This is a genomic window from Microbulbifer maximicatervae (SeqCode), from assembly GCF_052467305.1.
In genome coordinates this window covers 4,029,905-4,043,068 of the sequence record NZ_CP174306.1, presented here as the reverse complement: position 1 = coordinate 4,043,068, position 13,164 = coordinate 4,029,905, and the positions used below count along the sequence as shown (strand labels likewise).

Sequence of the window (13,164 nt, the reverse complement as noted above, 5' to 3'; positions counted from 1 at the left end):
TTGATTTTCTGGAACCTATCGCTTCTTTTTTATATCGGCTATTGAGCACGTTGGCGCATAAAGCCTCCTAATTTTAATTTTTATTCCTTGTCTATTTCGGCAGTATCTGGGTCATTTTGGCCAGAATAGCTGCGAATACTGCCGCCTCAAAAGGGTACGATGGTTCTAATTGAGTGCCGCTATTTTGGAAGTGTTTTCTTTTCTCCTTTGTTTAAGAGGGTTTGGCTGTATAGCCTGGATATTTGTAGTTCTCTTGCCTGGTATTTTTTGTATTTCACACCTCTAGCAAATATCCAATAAGCCATAGTAGCCTTTGTCACAGAGCGCTAGTCAGTAAGCCTCAAAAAAATAAGAAGTGAGAGGAAGGGAAGTATGCCTGTCAGAGAATTTGATCTAGTTAAGATTTTTGCAGCGGAAGGAACACAAGTGGGAGATGCTCCCAACCTGGTAATTTCTGCTCACGGTGCAACAACCAAGCAAATTTTTTATCCCAAAGGGCACGGAGGGGATAACCTCTTTTTCTTTTCTCCCCATGGTTATTCTCTAAATGATCCAGGTATTGGTAGCGTCTTGAGTGGCAATGCCAAATATCATGAGTGGGTTGGTAAGGGAAAGGTTTGTCATAACTATACCCTGAGCAAATATCAGGGGTATCACGGGTCAACAACCGGTCAGATTCTAGGCCGCGTTACTCGCCATTTTATTAAAGGTGAGAGCTATGCTGATGTGCAAAAGGCTGTAGATAATGCCCATGAGCACAATGAGAGGGTGCGAAATCTGGATCCCAATAATCCCATGCATCAACCTTATATTAAGAAAGGGGTTAAGCCGGTAATGTCGGCGGACTTATTGACTATTCGCAATAGAGTAAAAATGGATAACCCCACCTTAGTGGATGTTCTAAACATTCTGCATAGAAATAATCTTCACTATGAAAATATCTATTGTTCTTTTTGTCGAAGCGAAGTGAGTTTTAGCAATATCCTTATTGGAACTCCATCCTGGGACAGCAAAATGCAGCGACCAACCACTTAATCGGTGTTTTTTAACTTCGTATTCAATTCTTAAGTAGAGAGAAGATGGTGCCCGTTAAGCTAGAAATGTGAATGCATTTTTATTATGGGTCACCATCTACTAATTTGTTACGGCTCACTTTTCTTGGCTTTGAGCTTTCCAGGCCTGTACTGCTTTCCTCAATTCCTCCTTATTTTTGTCATATTTATTTCGCACCCCACTTACTTGACTAATACTTAGTCCAAAAAATTTTCCTCTTCGTGACTAATGTCAAAAATCATGCAATAAAACTTGAGTGTGGATGGTTGGTCATAGTAGGTTGTTAGTACGGTTGTTTTGTTTGGAGGGGTGACCCTCTTATTTCTGTACTCGACGTTAGATAGGTGTCATATGCCTGTTCGTGAATTGGATTTAGTCAAAATTTTTGCACCGGAAGGTACCAATGTTGGGGATGCGCCGTCCCTGGTGATTTCTGCCCACGGTGCCGCAACCAAGCAGGTTTTTTATAATAAAGGTCACGGTGGCGATAACCTGCTTTTCTTTGCTCCTCACGGTTACACGTTGGAAGATCCTGGCCTACAAGATGTTGTAGATGGGAAAGCAAAAGTTCATGAGCATATTGGTAAGGGTAAGATATGCCGTAACTATATGTTGAAAAAATTCCAGGGGTACCACGGCAGTACAGCCGGACAGATTTTTGGTCGTCTATCGCGCCGATTTATTAATGATGGCGAGAGTTACGCTCAGATTCAGAATGTTGTGGATGAAGCCCATAAACACAATGTGAAAGCTATTCGGAATCAGGCAAGACTGCAGCAATATGACTTAAATGATCCCTTTCAAAAGTCTCTGTATGACGCAAAAGTTGGTGCTTCTTTGTACACCACAAAGATGGAAGCTAACTTCTTGACGATTCGAAATAGGCATAATCAAAAGAGTCCAACTCTGGCTGATGTGCTCAATATTCTGCATCGGAACAACTTACACTATGAGAATATTTACTGTTCTTTTTGCCGTAACGAGTTGAGCGTAGGTAATCTTATATTGGGAACGCCTTCCTGGGACAGTAAAAAGAGGAAGGTGAATACTTAGAAATAAGTAACTGAGTAATTTTCGGGCAAAAAAAGGGGGGCGTAAACGCCCCCTTAATCCACTACTTATCAGGAGTGTGTGGAGAAAGCTAATTCCTTTTCAGATTCCTTGTGACCAATACCCGTCTTCCTTGTTTCCTGTAGCCAATCCATGGCCTCTTGTTGCTGTTTGAAATAGCGGACTTCACCGCTAACAAACCAGCTCCCGACTTTTGTGGCTATTTGCTGCCACTCCTCATCCCCAAGTACAGCGACATGCGAGAATTCATTGCCGTGCTTTAAGGCCAGCTTGAACTCATCCCAGATCGCGTGCATCCCCCAGCCCTCGAAATCCCGGAGATCAATCAGTAATTGAACCTGAGGTTTCTTTACCCCTTCCAGAGCATATTCTAATAGTGGTGTTATATGCTCATAATCCTCATGGGTTAACTCACCAATTGCCTTTATATAAAGGAAAAACTCATCATTTATGCGTTCCATGCCAATGGATATGCCGTGGCGTTTAAACTGCATTAACATTTCCTCCCTGCTGTTTTGGTGACCTAAGCTAATGCCTGTGCGGGCATTTGATGTTGTGTCAGATCTTCGTGCAGGGACTCGTAAATTTTTCTGGTTGCCCTGTCGAAATATCTGCAGCTTAATTCACTGACCTGTTTTTGAATATAAATCCAGTCGGTAGTCCCCAGGTACTGTTCGATCTGTGGGAAAATAGATTTATTCTCCAAGTCCATATGCTTGCGTTGCAGCTTCAGGTAGGTGTTGCAAGCTCCTTGCAGCACTCTCCGTTCAACGGTCGCATCATTGGCAATAGCGTAAAATAAAGCGCACATGTGTTTTGTCGCTGCGGCTATATTTTCATGCTGCATTTGCGCTTCGTAAATTGATTCCCTGTCATGTACTGGCTTAGTCAACAGCCGGGAAAATATTAAGTCCTCAACTGGGTGGTGATACCTATCCGGGTATGCCGATAAATAATCCAAAGCATCAAGGATCAGTGACAAGGTGTTTGGATCGCGGTCGCCGCAGCCAAAAAGATCCAGGAGTAATTGCTCAAAGGCGTTGAGCAACTCTTGCATATGTTTATGGTCACAGCACAGTTGTCGGTAGATGGCATTCATCCCAGACCTCCGCGATTTGTCGATGGGTCTATTGTTGCCATATGTACCAATCCAAAGTTGATTTGGATCAAGTGAGGGGGACTTAGTGGGACTCAAGGTGGAATTTACCGCTACCTACTCAGGGTAGGGCTGGGGTTATCAATAGGTATGAGGCTGACCATGCCGCTGAATTCCTTGGGCCAACTCTAATCTGTACTTCGTTGTATTTGACCACAAGATAAATTAAACCTATTTTCGAGTAGCCCTTTCTTCAGTTTTTTCCACAAGTACGCTCTTCTGTCGGACCTAGATAAGGGTGTGTCTGATCCTTCATATTTTAATAATTTCTAATGACGTGTTGTTGCACATTTAAGCATGCTGCGATGTTTCCCGTTGTTCAATAAATTTATTGGTGCTGAAGTCGTAGGTTGTCATCGAATTATTCCGCAGCGCTCTATTTATGTGTCACGACAAAGTTAATGCAACAGGATGGGAGTGTTAATGAAAATAGTTAAGGCTGGTATAGGTGTGCTGGCACTCGTTGTTTCAACGGGCGCAATTGCCGAGGGCGCCTACTGGGGGGGCGTGGCCGGAATAGCTGATTTTGATTTCAAGGGGGTCGACAATCCACTGAATTTGGGACTGCGAGCAGGCTATGTGCGGGCCTCGGGTTTTGGGGTGGAAGGTGAATATACCAGTTCACTATTAAGTGGTGAGACTGAGGCTTATGGTCGGAATGTGGATGTAGATATACGCACTCTTGCTACTTATGCGACTTACAGAACAGAGGGGGACTGGTACCTGAAAGGACGCCTGGGCCTTCTCTATGAAGACGTTTCTGTTGGCAGCGCAAGTAGTGATGACTTGGGTGTCAGCTTAGGGGCTGGAATTGGTTATAGCCTGAATGAAATTTATCATCTGGAGCTTGAGTACACCGTACTAGAGAAGGATGTCAGTTATTGGTCAGGCGGGTTTAGCCTGAGATTTTAATTGCCCCTTTCTTAAGTTTGACTAATGATGACATCTCTTTTCAAAAGCTCCTAGGTTACATACTGACCTGTCTAAGTGAACGCTTGTGCCAATTGATTGTGCCCCTATAATCCCTGCCTTTTGATCAGACTTCGAGATTTAAGGGGAAGATGGTGGGCTTTAATCTCAAGGCAATAGCTGCAGTTACCGCTCTGTTGTGTTCCGCTACCGCTTATGGGCAGGGTGCGTATATCGGTGGCGTTTTCGGTGTTTTGGATGTTGATGCCAAGGGGGAGAGTCCTTTAAATGGGGGGATTCGAGCCGGTTATACCTGGGGTTCTGGCTGGGGATTCGAGGCAGAAGTCACCGACTCTGTGATTGATGGTGAGTTCGACTACTACTGGTACGATTACAACTACTCCCTGGCAACACAAGCTGTTTATGCCACCTATCGCAGCCCGGGCAATATTTATCTGAAAGGTCGTATCGGCTACCTCCATGAGGAATTGGAGATAGATAATTGGGAGAAAGAGTACTCGGATAACGGGGCATCTGCCGGGCTCGGGGCTGGTTTCAAACTGACCGACGAGGCGACCCTGGAACTGGATTACACCATTATTGAGTCAGATGTGAATTACTGGTCTGGCTCTGTGGTGTACAAATTCTGACCGTCTTTTTTGGGTGGACGGGCTGGTCCCGCCACGTCTCTGCATTTGCGCATTCATGCTGCCCTTGGTGTACAATGCGCGCCTTTCTAAAATGCCCAGAATGCATTGAGCAGTAGGGCCATCCCACGCTGGGAGCCTTTGGTCCTACTCATAAGTCTGGGCGCTGTGGTATCGAGTTTTACAAGCCTCTACTCAAGCCCGCTTTACCGAGGGAACACCATGTTTGATTCATCTGTCACTTTAGCTTCTTACGACCCGGAAATTTGGGAAGCCATCCAGGAGGAAGACTCTCGTCAGGAAGACCATATCGAGTTAATTGCCTCTGAGAACTACACCAGCCCAATGGTAATGGAAGCTCAGGGCAGCAGCCTGACTAACAAGTATGCCGAGGGCTACCCAGGCAAGCGTTATTACGGCGGTTGTGAGTACGTGGACAAAGTGGAAACCCTGGCCATTGAGCGCGCCAAGGAGCTGTTTGGTGCTGACTACGCGAATGTGCAGCCGCACTCTGGATCACAGGCTAATGCGGCTGTTTACCAGGCGCTCTGTGCCCCAGGTGACACTGTACTGGGCATGAGTCTGGCCCACGGTGGCCACCTTACCCACGGTGCCCGCGTTAACTTTTCCGGCAAGATCTACAATGCAGTACAGTACGGTCTGAACCCGGAAACTGGCGAAGTGGATTACGAGGAAGTTGAGCGCCTGGCGCTTGAGCACAAGCCGAAAATGATCGTGGCTGGTTTCTCTGCCTATAGCCGAGTGATGGATTGGGCGCGTTTCCGCGAGATCGCTGACAAAGTGGGTGCTTACCTGTTTGTGGATATGGCTCACATTGCGGGCCTGGTTGCCGCTGGTGAGTATCCCTCCCCAATCTCCCACGCCGATGTTGTGACATCTACTACTCACAAAACCCTGCGCGGCCCCCGCGGCGGTATCATCCTGGCGCGCGCCAACGAAGAAATTGAGAAGAAGCTCAACTCCGCCGTATTCCCCGGTGGCCAGGGTGGCCCGCTGATGCATGTGATCGCGGCGAAAGCGGTTTCTTTCAAAGAGGCCATGACCCCCGAATACAAGGCCTACCAGAAGAAGGTTGTGGAAAATGCCCGCGCAATGGCGGAGACCTTCCTCGATCGCGGTATCAACATTGTATCCGGTGGGACCGATGATCACCTGATGCTGGTTGACCTGATTGGTAAAGAGTACACCGGTAAAGATGCGGATGAAGCCCTGGGTAATGCCAACATCACCGTTAATAAGAACGCGGTACCTAACGACCCGCGCTCTCCTTTCATTACCAGCGGCCTGCGTGTTGGTACCCCGGCAATTACCACTCGCGGCTTTGGTGTAAAGGAAACCCAGCAGCTTACTCACTGGATCTGCGACGTGCTGGACGCACTGGAGAAAGGTGATGTTGAAGCCACTATCGCCGATGTGAAGCAGAAGGTTCTGGGTATTTGCGCAGAGTTTCCTGTGTATAAAAAAGGCTGATCAGCATTGCTGACAAAAAAGCGGCTCATAGAGCCGCTTTTTTTATGTGTCCCTGTTGAATTTGCGATGCACTGTGTCTGTGCGTGCCGCGGTCACACAGTGCAACGGCTGTGGTAAACTGCGGCCCATTTTCCATTCCGGGGATAATCCCACATGCACTGTCCGTTCTGCAGCGCAGAAGAAACAAAAGTAGTCGATTCCCGATTGGTGGCTGAGGGCGACCAAGTACGCCGCCGGCGCGAGTGCCTGGAGTGCCACGAGAGGTTTACCACATTTGAAACTGCGGAGCTGCTGCTGCCGCGAGTGATCAAGCAAAACGGCCAGCGCGAGCCGTTTAATGAAGACAAGTTGCGCGCGGGTATTCAGCGCGCTGTGGAAAAGCGCCCGGTGAGTATCGAGCGGGTGGAGTCGGCGGTATCTCAAATAAAACACGCCCTGCAGGCGACCGGAGAACGGGAGTTGCCGGCGCGTGCTATTGGTGAATTGGTGATGGAGCAGCTGCGTGAGCTGGACCAGGTGGCCTATGTGCGCTTTGCTTCTGTCTATCGCCGTTTTGAGGATGTTAGCGAGTTTAGAGAAGAGATTGAGCGACTGACTAGTAAGGGATCGAAGACAGAATGAGTCAAACGGTTGTACACAGTGCGGAAGCGCTGATGGCCCGCGCTATTCAGTTGGCAGAGCGCGGTCTCTACACCACTATGCCAAATCCGCGAGTGGGCTGTGTGATTACTGACGGGGATGGCAATGTTGTCGGCGAAGGCTGGCACAAGCGGGCCGGCGAACCCCACGCTGAGATCGAAGCCTTGAGTGATGCCGGCGACCTGGCTCAGGGGGCTACGGTTTATGTCACTCTTGAGCCCTGCAGCCATACCGGCCGAACAGGTCCCTGTGCCGAGGCGTTGGTAAAGGCCGGCGTGGCCCGGGTTATTTACGGAATGCAGGATCCGAATCCGAATGTCAGCAGTGCCGGATTGCAAATATTGCGCGATGCTGGGATCGAAGTGGAAGGCCCCATCCTGGAAGAGAGGTGTCGCGCTCTAAACCCCGGCTTTATCAAGCGTATGACCCTGGGACTGCCCCTGGTGCGAAGCAAATCCGCCATGAGCCTGGATGGGCGCACCGCTATGGCCAGTGGGGAGTCAAAGTGGGTATCGGGCCCTGCGGCTCGCGCCGATGTACAGCGCCTGCGCGCTCGCAGTTGTGCAGTGATCACAGGGGTTGAGACGGTGCGTTTCGACAATCCCAATCTCAATGTGCGCGCCGATGAAATGGCACTGGAAATGCTGGCCGCAGAGCGAGCCGCCGAAGTGCAGCCGCTGCGGGTAATTGTTGACAGCCAGCTGCGCACCCCAGCGAGAGCCTTTATTTTGCAGGGGGATGCCCCCACATTGGTGTGCACGACAGAGCGCGCGGAGGCCGAGCGCCGCGAGCGTATTGAGAAAACGGGTGCGGAAGTCGTGGTTTTACCCCACGACAAAGAGGGCCGCGTAGACCTGCTCGCCCTGCTCAAGGAGTTGGCGCGACGCCAGTGCAATGAAGTTTTGGTAGAGAGCGGTGCGACCCTCTCTGGTGAGTTTCTCTACCGGGGCCATGTCGACGAAATAATTGTTTATATGGCGCCAAAACTGCTGGGTAGCACCGGGCGGCCGCTGTTTGAACTGCCTATCGAGCGTATGGGCTCGATGCTGCCGATTACGATTACCGATATGCGCGCAGTTGGTCACGACTGGCGCATTACTGCAACAACCGATATCGAGCGCTGATGTTTACCGGAATTATTGAAGCCTTAGGCGAGATTGCAGAGTTAAAACCCCAGGGCGGCGACCTGCGTGTGCGTGTGCGCAGCGGTAAGCTGGATCTGGGTGATGTGCAACTGGGGGACAGTATCGCCACCAATGGTGTTTGCCTCACGGTTGTTGACCTGCCCGGTGATGGTTACTGGGCGGATGTCTCTGCGGAAACCCTGGATGTGACAACGGTGGGCCGCTGGAAAAAAGGCGACCGGGTCAATCTGGAAAAAGCACTGACACCCCAGACCCGCCTGGGTGGACACATTGTCAGCGGCCATGTGGATGGTATTGGCGAGGTGGTATGGCGCAAGTCCGAGGCTCGCGCCGAGCGGTTCCGCCTGCGCGCACCGGAAAATCTGGCTCGCTATATTGCCCATAAAGGGTCTATCACCGTCGACGGCACCAGCCTCACGGTCAATGCCGTGGATGGGGCTGAGTTTGAACTCACCATAGTGCCACACACGTTGCAGGAAACGATTATGGCCGGCTATACCGCCGGTACTCGGGTCAACCTGGAAGTGGACCTGATTGCGCGCTACTTGGAGCGGCTACTCCTCGGTGATGAGGCAGCCAAGCCTAGTGGTGGGGGCATGACCCTCGAATTTTTGGCCCAGAACGGGTTTTACAAGCGCTAAAGATGGGCCGTGCACCACGGCGAAAACAGCAGCGATAGCCGCTCTATTTGCAATTGATAAATTTATCCAGAGTTAACCATGGAACTAAATACGGTTGAAGAACTGATCGACGATATCCGCCAGGGCAAAATGGTAATCCTGATGGATGATGAAGATCGCGAGAACGAGGGCGACCTGGTGATGGCTGCGGAGCAGATTCGCGCTGAAGACATCAACTTTATGGCCACTCATGCCCGTGGCCTGATTTGTATGCCCATGTCCAAAGAGCGCTGTGAGCAGTTGGACCTGCCGCTGATGTCGCGGGACAACGGAGCCCAGTTCAGCACCAACTTCACCGTATCCATTGAGGCGGCAGAGGGTGTCACCACCGGTATTTCCGCCGCCGATCGCGCGCGCACGGTTCGCGCCGCTGTGGCCAGAAATGCCAAGCCCAGCGATATTGTACAGCCCGGCCATATCTTCCCCATTATGGCCCAGCCCGGAGGTGTATTAAGCCGCGCAGGCCACACCGAAGCCGGTTGCGACCTGGCCCGCCTGGCGGGTTTTGAGGCGGCTGCGGTGATTGTTGAGATCATGAATGAAGACGGCACCATGTCCCGCCGCCCGGACCTGGAAAAGTTCGCGAAAGAGCACAACCTGAAGATCGGCACAATCGCCGACCTGATTACCTATCGCGCCCTGAATGAGAAAACCGTTGAGTGCGTTAATGAGCGCAAGGTGCGCACCGAGTTCGGTGAGTTCAAACTGCGCACTTATCTCGATAAGGCCCGCCGCGAACGCCACTTTGCCTTTGTTAAAGGCGACCCCACCCCAGAAGAACCGACCCTGGTTCGTGTGCATGTGGGAAATACTCTGCGCGATGTGCTTACGATTCAGCGCGGCGATGAAAAATTCACCCCGTGGACCTTCCGCCGCGCGATGCAGCGTATTGAAGAAGAGGGCAAGGGTGTTGTGGTACTGATCTGCCACAACGAAACCACCGAAGAAATCGAAGAGAGTATTGATTGGCTGATCAGCGGCAAGCAACAGCGCCCCAGCCAGGACCTGGTGTACAAACAGGTAGGTACCGGTTCGCAAATTCTGCGGGATCTCAAGGTGCGCAAAATGCGCCTGATGAGCGCACCGTTCAAATTCAGTGCTATTTCCGGGTTTGATCTCGAAGTAGAGGAATACCTGAACGTGGAAGCGCCGCAACCCTAGTAAAAGAGTAACAATACTGAAGCGCCGCTACTGTCCTGATAGCGGCGGCGATGGACAAGAAATACGGATTGAAAATTATGAGCAATATTCAAGTGATCGAAGGGGACTTTGTCGGCAGTACGGGCAAATACGCACTGTTGGTGAGCCGCTGGAACAGCTTTGTGGTTGAAAGCCTAAAGGATGGTGCACTGGACACCCTGCGCCGCAAGGGTATCAAGGATGAAGATATCACTATCTACTACGCCCCGGGCGCATTCGAATTTCCCCTGGCGGCACAGAAGCTGGCTGAGACTAAAAAGTTTGACGCCATTATTGCCCTGGGCGCGGTTATCCGTGGTGGCACCCCCCACTTTGAGTATGTGGCTGGCGAGTGCACCAAAGGCCTGGCTCAGGTATCCATGAATACTGGTATTCCCGTCACCTTTGGCGTGCTGACTGTGGACTCCATTGAGCAGGCTATCGAGCGCTCAGGCACCAAGGCTGGCAACAAAGGTTGTGAAGCTGCCGAAACCGCCCTGGAAATGGTTTCCCTACTCGGCAAGATTTAATTGCCGGCGCGCCGGCACAAAAGGTGTGTCGGTGCAGCCCATTCTGTGAAGTATCTACCGGAAAAGACAATGACCGTAACTGCATCCGCCCGCCGTAAGGCACGTCACTACGCCATGCAGGCGCTCTATCAGTGGCAGATGGCCGGCGCCAGCCTTAATTCCATTGAGGCCGAGTTTCACGCCGATAATGATATGAGCAAAACCGACGTGGAATATTTTCGTGATATTTTCCACGGTGTAGCGAAAAACCTCGATGAGGTAGAGGGCGCTTACACGTCGCACCTGGATCGCAAAGTGGAAGACCTGGACCCTGTATCCCGCGCGCTGTTGCGCATGGCCACTTACGAGCTGAAAAACCGTATCGATGTACCTTACAAGGTTGTCATTAATGAGGCGGTGGCCCTGGCGAAAAAATTTGGTCCCACCGATGCCTTCAAGTTTATCAACGGCATTTTGGATAAGACCGCTGCGGACCTGCGCTCGGCAGAGGTAGCCGCAGACAAGAAGGGCTGAGCCAGCAATTATGTCTAAAGCGCCGGGGGAGTTTGAGATCATCCGCGATTACTTCGCCCGCGCTCCCCAGGGCGAAGGTGTAGCCCTGGGGATTGGCGATGACTGCGCGCTATTGCAAGCACCTGTCAGCGGGCAGTTGGCCACTTCTATGGACACCCTGGTAGCAGGCCGTCACTTCCCCGCAGGTGCTGACCCATTCATGCTTGCGTGCCGTGCACTGCGTGTGAATATCAGTGATCTGGCGGCAATGAATGCCCGCCCCCTCTGGTTTACCCTTGCCCTGACCTTACCCGATAGCGACTCCGTTTGGCTGGAGAAATTCGCCAGTGGCCTGCTGGAAACTGCCGGCAAGTTTGGGGTTTCCCTTGTGGGTGGCGACACTACCGCTGGCCCCTTGTCCATTACGATTCAGGTGATCGGCCATACCGAAAAGCCCCTCCGGCGGGACGGCGCTTCTGTCGGCGACAATATTTATGTGAGCGGCCCACTGGGCGCTGCCGCAGCAGCCCTGCCCGTTATTTTGGCAGAGCGGAATGTGACTGAGTCAGTGCGGCGGGAGGCGGAGCAGGCTTTCTATTTTCCCGAGCCGCAATTAGAAACCGCCAGCGCGATTGCAGGCATTGCTACCAGTGCGTTGGATATTTCCGACGGATTATTGGGGGATCTGGGACATATCTGCAAAGCGAGCGGTGTGGCAGCAGAAATAAACCTGGAATCTCTGCCCATAGCACCCCTGGCCAATCGATTGGCAGCTGATACTGCCGTAGAGCTGGCGGCCTGTGGAGGGGATGACTATCAGCTCTGTTTTACTGCACCGGCAGCCGCTGTTGATCAAGTTCGTCAGCTGGGTTTCACACCCATAGGGAAACTCGTTGAGGGGGGGGCGCAGGTACGCTGCTCCTATCACGGGAACCCCTGGGTTGCTCAATCGCCAGGCTATAGGCACTTTTAAGTCATTGTGTAGACCATAGTGCCTTTGTGAGAATTCAATAACATGAGCATTAACAACCCGACATTTTCTCAGCTGTTGCGCGATCCCACTCTTCTGTTGGCATTTGGGTTCGGCTCCGGGCTGGCACCCAAAGCGCCGGGTACGTTTGGTACCCTGGCAGCGATTCCTTTTTGGTGGTTGATGAAGGATTTGCCTCCATTCTGGTATCTGGCCATTGTGTTTGTTACCGGTGTGGTAGGTTGCTATCTATGTGGTGCAGCTGCCAAGAAAATGGGAGTTCACGATCACGGCGGTATTGTTTGGGATGAAATGGTGGGCTACTGGCTCACCATGTTTATGGCTCCTGCAGGTTGGGCTTGGGCGCTATACGGTTTTGTCCTCTTCCGGATATTTGATATTGCCAAGCCCCCGCCCATTGGTTGGGCTGATCGCAAGGTGCAAGGTGGCGTTGGAATTATGCTCGACGATATACTGGCCGCCGTTTACGCGTCACTGGTGCTGCAATTAACCGCATGGGTACTGGGTGTCTAGGTTGGATAGGGAAGATCAATGCGCAGCTATTTTGCATTTGTAGTTAGCTTTTTACTTGCACTGAATGTCAATGCTCAGCAGGTGCAGCTAAAAGGTCTGTTTGGCGATAGCGCCATGCTGGAGATTGATGGCCGCCAGAAAATCCTTAAGGCGGGACAAAAATCCCCAGAGGGCGTCACCCTGTTGGAAGCGACTACTCGTTATGCACGGATCAGTGTTGCTGGGCAGGAGCAAAAGCTGACTTTGGCGGCTCCTATCGCAACCAGTTTTGCCAAGGCGGCAAAGGCTGAAGTACGGCTTTCCGCTGATAGCCGGGGTCATTACATGACGGATGCCTGGGTTAATGGCATGAGAGTGCCGATGATGGTGGATACCGGTGCTACCAGCATTGCCTTCAATTATCCCACCGCTCGCCGTCTCGGTTTGAATTTGGATACTGCACAAGAAATACGGGTTTCCACTGCCAATGGAGTTACCAGGGCTTACAAAGTGAGCTTGAACAGTGTAACCATTGGCGGAATCAAGCTTCACAATGTTGATGCGACTGTACACTCCGATGATTTTCCCAGCGTAGTGCTTCTCGGCAATAGTTTTCTCAGTCGGGTTGATATGGAACAGCAGGGCGGCGTGCTGCTACTGCGCGCTCGACACTGATTTAAAGAGGTATT

General features: G+C 51.4%; 16 protein-coding genes. 14 read left to right on the top strand and 2 right to left on the bottom strand.

Going from position 1 to position 13,164, the window contains the following annotated elements:
- Nucleotides 1–372 precede the first annotated feature (372 nt).
- Together ACJJI4_RS17695 and ACJJI4_RS17690 are read left to right on the top strand one after the other, a co-directional pair.
- The gene (locus ACJJI4_RS17695) at nt 373–1,035 is read left to right on the top strand and encodes a putative adhesin (protein ID WP_444907215.1); all 663 of its coding nucleotides are present in this window, start codon (nt 373–375) and stop codon (nt 1,033–1,035) included.
- Nucleotides 1,036–1,404: 369 nt separating this feature from the next.
- Complete coding sequence (locus tag ACJJI4_RS17690; protein ID WP_444915480.1) at nt 1,405–2,106, top strand: putative adhesin; 702 nt, start codon at nt 1,405–1,407, stop codon at nt 2,104–2,106.
- A 68-nt stretch (nt 2,107–2,174) separates the two neighbouring features.
- Here the strand turns inward: ACJJI4_RS17690 and ACJJI4_RS17685 are convergent, their stop codons facing one another.
- Both ACJJI4_RS17685 and ACJJI4_RS17680 read right to left on the bottom strand, forming a co-directional pair.
- Nucleotides 2,175–2,618, bottom strand: coding sequence for a SpoIIAA family protein (locus tag ACJJI4_RS17685; protein WP_282931190.1), 444 nt, complete (start codon nt 2,616–2,618; stop codon nt 2,175–2,177).
- A gap of 29 nt (nt 2,619–2,647) precedes the next feature.
- The gene (locus ACJJI4_RS17680) at nt 2,648–3,223 is read right to left on the bottom strand and encodes a hemerythrin domain-containing protein (protein ID WP_444896049.1); all 576 of its coding nucleotides are present in this window, start codon (nt 3,221–3,223) and stop codon (nt 2,648–2,650) included.
- Between the two features lie 480 nt (nt 3,224–3,703).
- Here ACJJI4_RS17680 and ACJJI4_RS17675 point away from each other — a divergent pair, with 480 nt between their 5' ends.
- The 12 genes from ACJJI4_RS17675 (at nt 3,704) to ACJJI4_RS17620 (ending at nt 13,150) form a co-directional block, all read left to right on the top strand.
- On the top strand, nt 3,704–4,192 hold the full coding sequence (locus ACJJI4_RS17675; RefSeq protein ID WP_444915482.1) for an outer membrane beta-barrel protein: 489 nt from the start codon (nt 3,704–3,706) through the stop codon (nt 4,190–4,192).
- A 149-nt stretch (nt 4,193–4,341) separates the two neighbouring features.
- On the top strand, nt 4,342–4,839 hold the full coding sequence (locus tag ACJJI4_RS17670) for a porin family protein (protein WP_444925966.1): 498 nt from the start codon (nt 4,342–4,344) through the stop codon (nt 4,837–4,839).
- Between the two features lie 219 nt (nt 4,840–5,058).
- Complete coding sequence (gene glyA / locus ACJJI4_RS17665; RefSeq protein ID WP_108734578.1) at nt 5,059–6,327, top strand: serine hydroxymethyltransferase; 1,269 nt, start codon at nt 5,059–5,061, stop codon at nt 6,325–6,327.
- Between the two features lie 153 nt (nt 6,328–6,480).
- Complete coding sequence (gene nrdR / locus ACJJI4_RS17660; protein ID WP_108734577.1) at nt 6,481–6,948, top strand: transcriptional regulator NrdR; 468 nt, start codon at nt 6,481–6,483, stop codon at nt 6,946–6,948.
- On the top strand, nt 6,945–8,090 hold the full coding sequence (ribD, locus tag ACJJI4_RS17655) for a bifunctional diaminohydroxyphosphoribosylaminopyrimidine deaminase/5-amino-6-(5-phosphoribosylamino)uracil reductase RibD (RefSeq protein WP_444925965.1): 1,146 nt from the start codon (nt 6,945–6,947) through the stop codon (nt 8,088–8,090). The genes nrdR and ribD overlap by 4 nt, the downstream gene beginning before the upstream one ends.
- Nucleotides 8,090–8,752 carry a riboflavin synthase gene (locus ACJJI4_RS17650; RefSeq protein ID WP_108734575.1) on the top strand — a complete coding sequence of 221 codons (663 nt, stop codon included), beginning with the start codon at nt 8,090–8,092 and terminating at the stop codon, nt 8,750–8,752. The genes ribD and ACJJI4_RS17650 overlap by 1 nt, the downstream gene beginning before the upstream one ends.
- 78 nt (nt 8,753–8,830) lie before the next feature.
- Nucleotides 8,831–9,952, top strand: coding sequence for a bifunctional 3,4-dihydroxy-2-butanone-4-phosphate synthase/GTP cyclohydrolase II (gene ribBA / locus ACJJI4_RS17645; RefSeq protein WP_413663385.1), 1,122 nt, complete (start codon nt 8,831–8,833; stop codon nt 9,950–9,952).
- Between the two features lie 77 nt (nt 9,953–10,029).
- Nucleotides 10,030–10,500, top strand: a complete 471-nt coding sequence (gene ribH, locus ACJJI4_RS17640; protein ID WP_108735355.1) for a 6,7-dimethyl-8-ribityllumazine synthase — start codon at nt 10,030–10,032, stop codon at nt 10,498–10,500.
- Between the two features lie 69 nt (nt 10,501–10,569).
- Nucleotides 10,570–11,013, top strand: a complete 444-nt coding sequence (gene nusB, locus ACJJI4_RS17635; RefSeq protein WP_282931196.1) for a transcription antitermination factor NusB — start codon at nt 10,570–10,572, stop codon at nt 11,011–11,013.
- Nucleotides 11,014–11,023: 10 nt separating this feature from the next.
- On the top strand, nt 11,024–11,965 hold the full coding sequence (gene thiL, locus ACJJI4_RS17630; protein ID WP_444925964.1) for a thiamine-phosphate kinase: 942 nt from the start codon (nt 11,024–11,026) through the stop codon (nt 11,963–11,965).
- Nucleotides 11,966–12,007: 42 nt separating this feature from the next.
- Complete coding sequence (locus ACJJI4_RS17625) at nt 12,008–12,496, top strand: phosphatidylglycerophosphatase A family protein (protein WP_413663383.1); 489 nt, start codon at nt 12,008–12,010, stop codon at nt 12,494–12,496.
- Nucleotides 12,497–12,514: 18 nt separating this feature from the next.
- On the top strand, nt 12,515–13,150 hold the full coding sequence (locus ACJJI4_RS17620) for a retropepsin-like aspartic protease family protein (RefSeq protein ID WP_444925963.1): 636 nt from the start codon (nt 12,515–12,517) through the stop codon (nt 13,148–13,150).
- Nucleotides 13,151–13,164: the final 14 nt, after the last annotated feature.

Coding starts and splice junctions, on each gene's coding strand:
- ACJJI4_RS17670 (WP_444925966.1), top strand. CDS start 4,342: ATGGTGGGCTTTAATCTCAAGGCAATAGCTGCAGTTACCGCTCTGTTG.
- nusB (WP_282931196.1), top strand. CDS start 10,570: ATGACCGTAACTGCATCCGCCCGCCGTAAGGCACGTCACTACGCCATG.
- ACJJI4_RS17625 (WP_413663383.1), top strand. CDS start 12,008: ATGAGCATTAACAACCCGACATTTTCTCAGCTGTTGCGCGATCCCACT.
- ACJJI4_RS17650 (WP_108734575.1), top strand. CDS start 8,090: ATGTTTACCGGAATTATTGAAGCCTTAGGCGAGATTGCAGAGTTAAAA.
- ACJJI4_RS17620 (WP_444925963.1), top strand. CDS start 12,515: ATGCGCAGCTATTTTGCATTTGTAGTTAGCTTTTTACTTGCACTGAAT.
- ACJJI4_RS17685 (WP_282931190.1), bottom strand. CDS start 2,618: ATGCAGTTTAAACGCCACGGCATATCCATTGGCATGGAACGCATAAAT.
- ribH (WP_108735355.1), top strand. CDS start 10,030: ATGAGCAATATTCAAGTGATCGAAGGGGACTTTGTCGGCAGTACGGGC.
- ribBA (WP_413663385.1), top strand. CDS start 8,831: ATGGAACTAAATACGGTTGAAGAACTGATCGACGATATCCGCCAGGGC.
- nrdR (WP_108734577.1), top strand. CDS start 6,481: ATGCACTGTCCGTTCTGCAGCGCAGAAGAAACAAAAGTAGTCGATTCC.
- ACJJI4_RS17680 (WP_444896049.1), bottom strand. CDS start 3,223: ATGAATGCCATCTACCGACAACTGTGCTGTGACCATAAACATATGCAA.
- ACJJI4_RS17675 (WP_444915482.1), top strand. CDS start 3,704: ATGAAAATAGTTAAGGCTGGTATAGGTGTGCTGGCACTCGTTGTTTCA.
- ACJJI4_RS17690 (WP_444915480.1), top strand. CDS start 1,405: ATGCCTGTTCGTGAATTGGATTTAGTCAAAATTTTTGCACCGGAAGGT.
- glyA (WP_108734578.1), top strand. CDS start 5,059: ATGTTTGATTCATCTGTCACTTTAGCTTCTTACGACCCGGAAATTTGG.
- ACJJI4_RS17695 (WP_444907215.1), top strand. CDS start 373: ATGCCTGTCAGAGAATTTGATCTAGTTAAGATTTTTGCAGCGGAAGGA.
- thiL (WP_444925964.1), top strand. CDS start 11,024: ATGTCTAAAGCGCCGGGGGAGTTTGAGATCATCCGCGATTACTTCGCC.
- ribD (WP_444925965.1), top strand. CDS start 6,945: ATGAGTCAAACGGTTGTACACAGTGCGGAAGCGCTGATGGCCCGCGCT.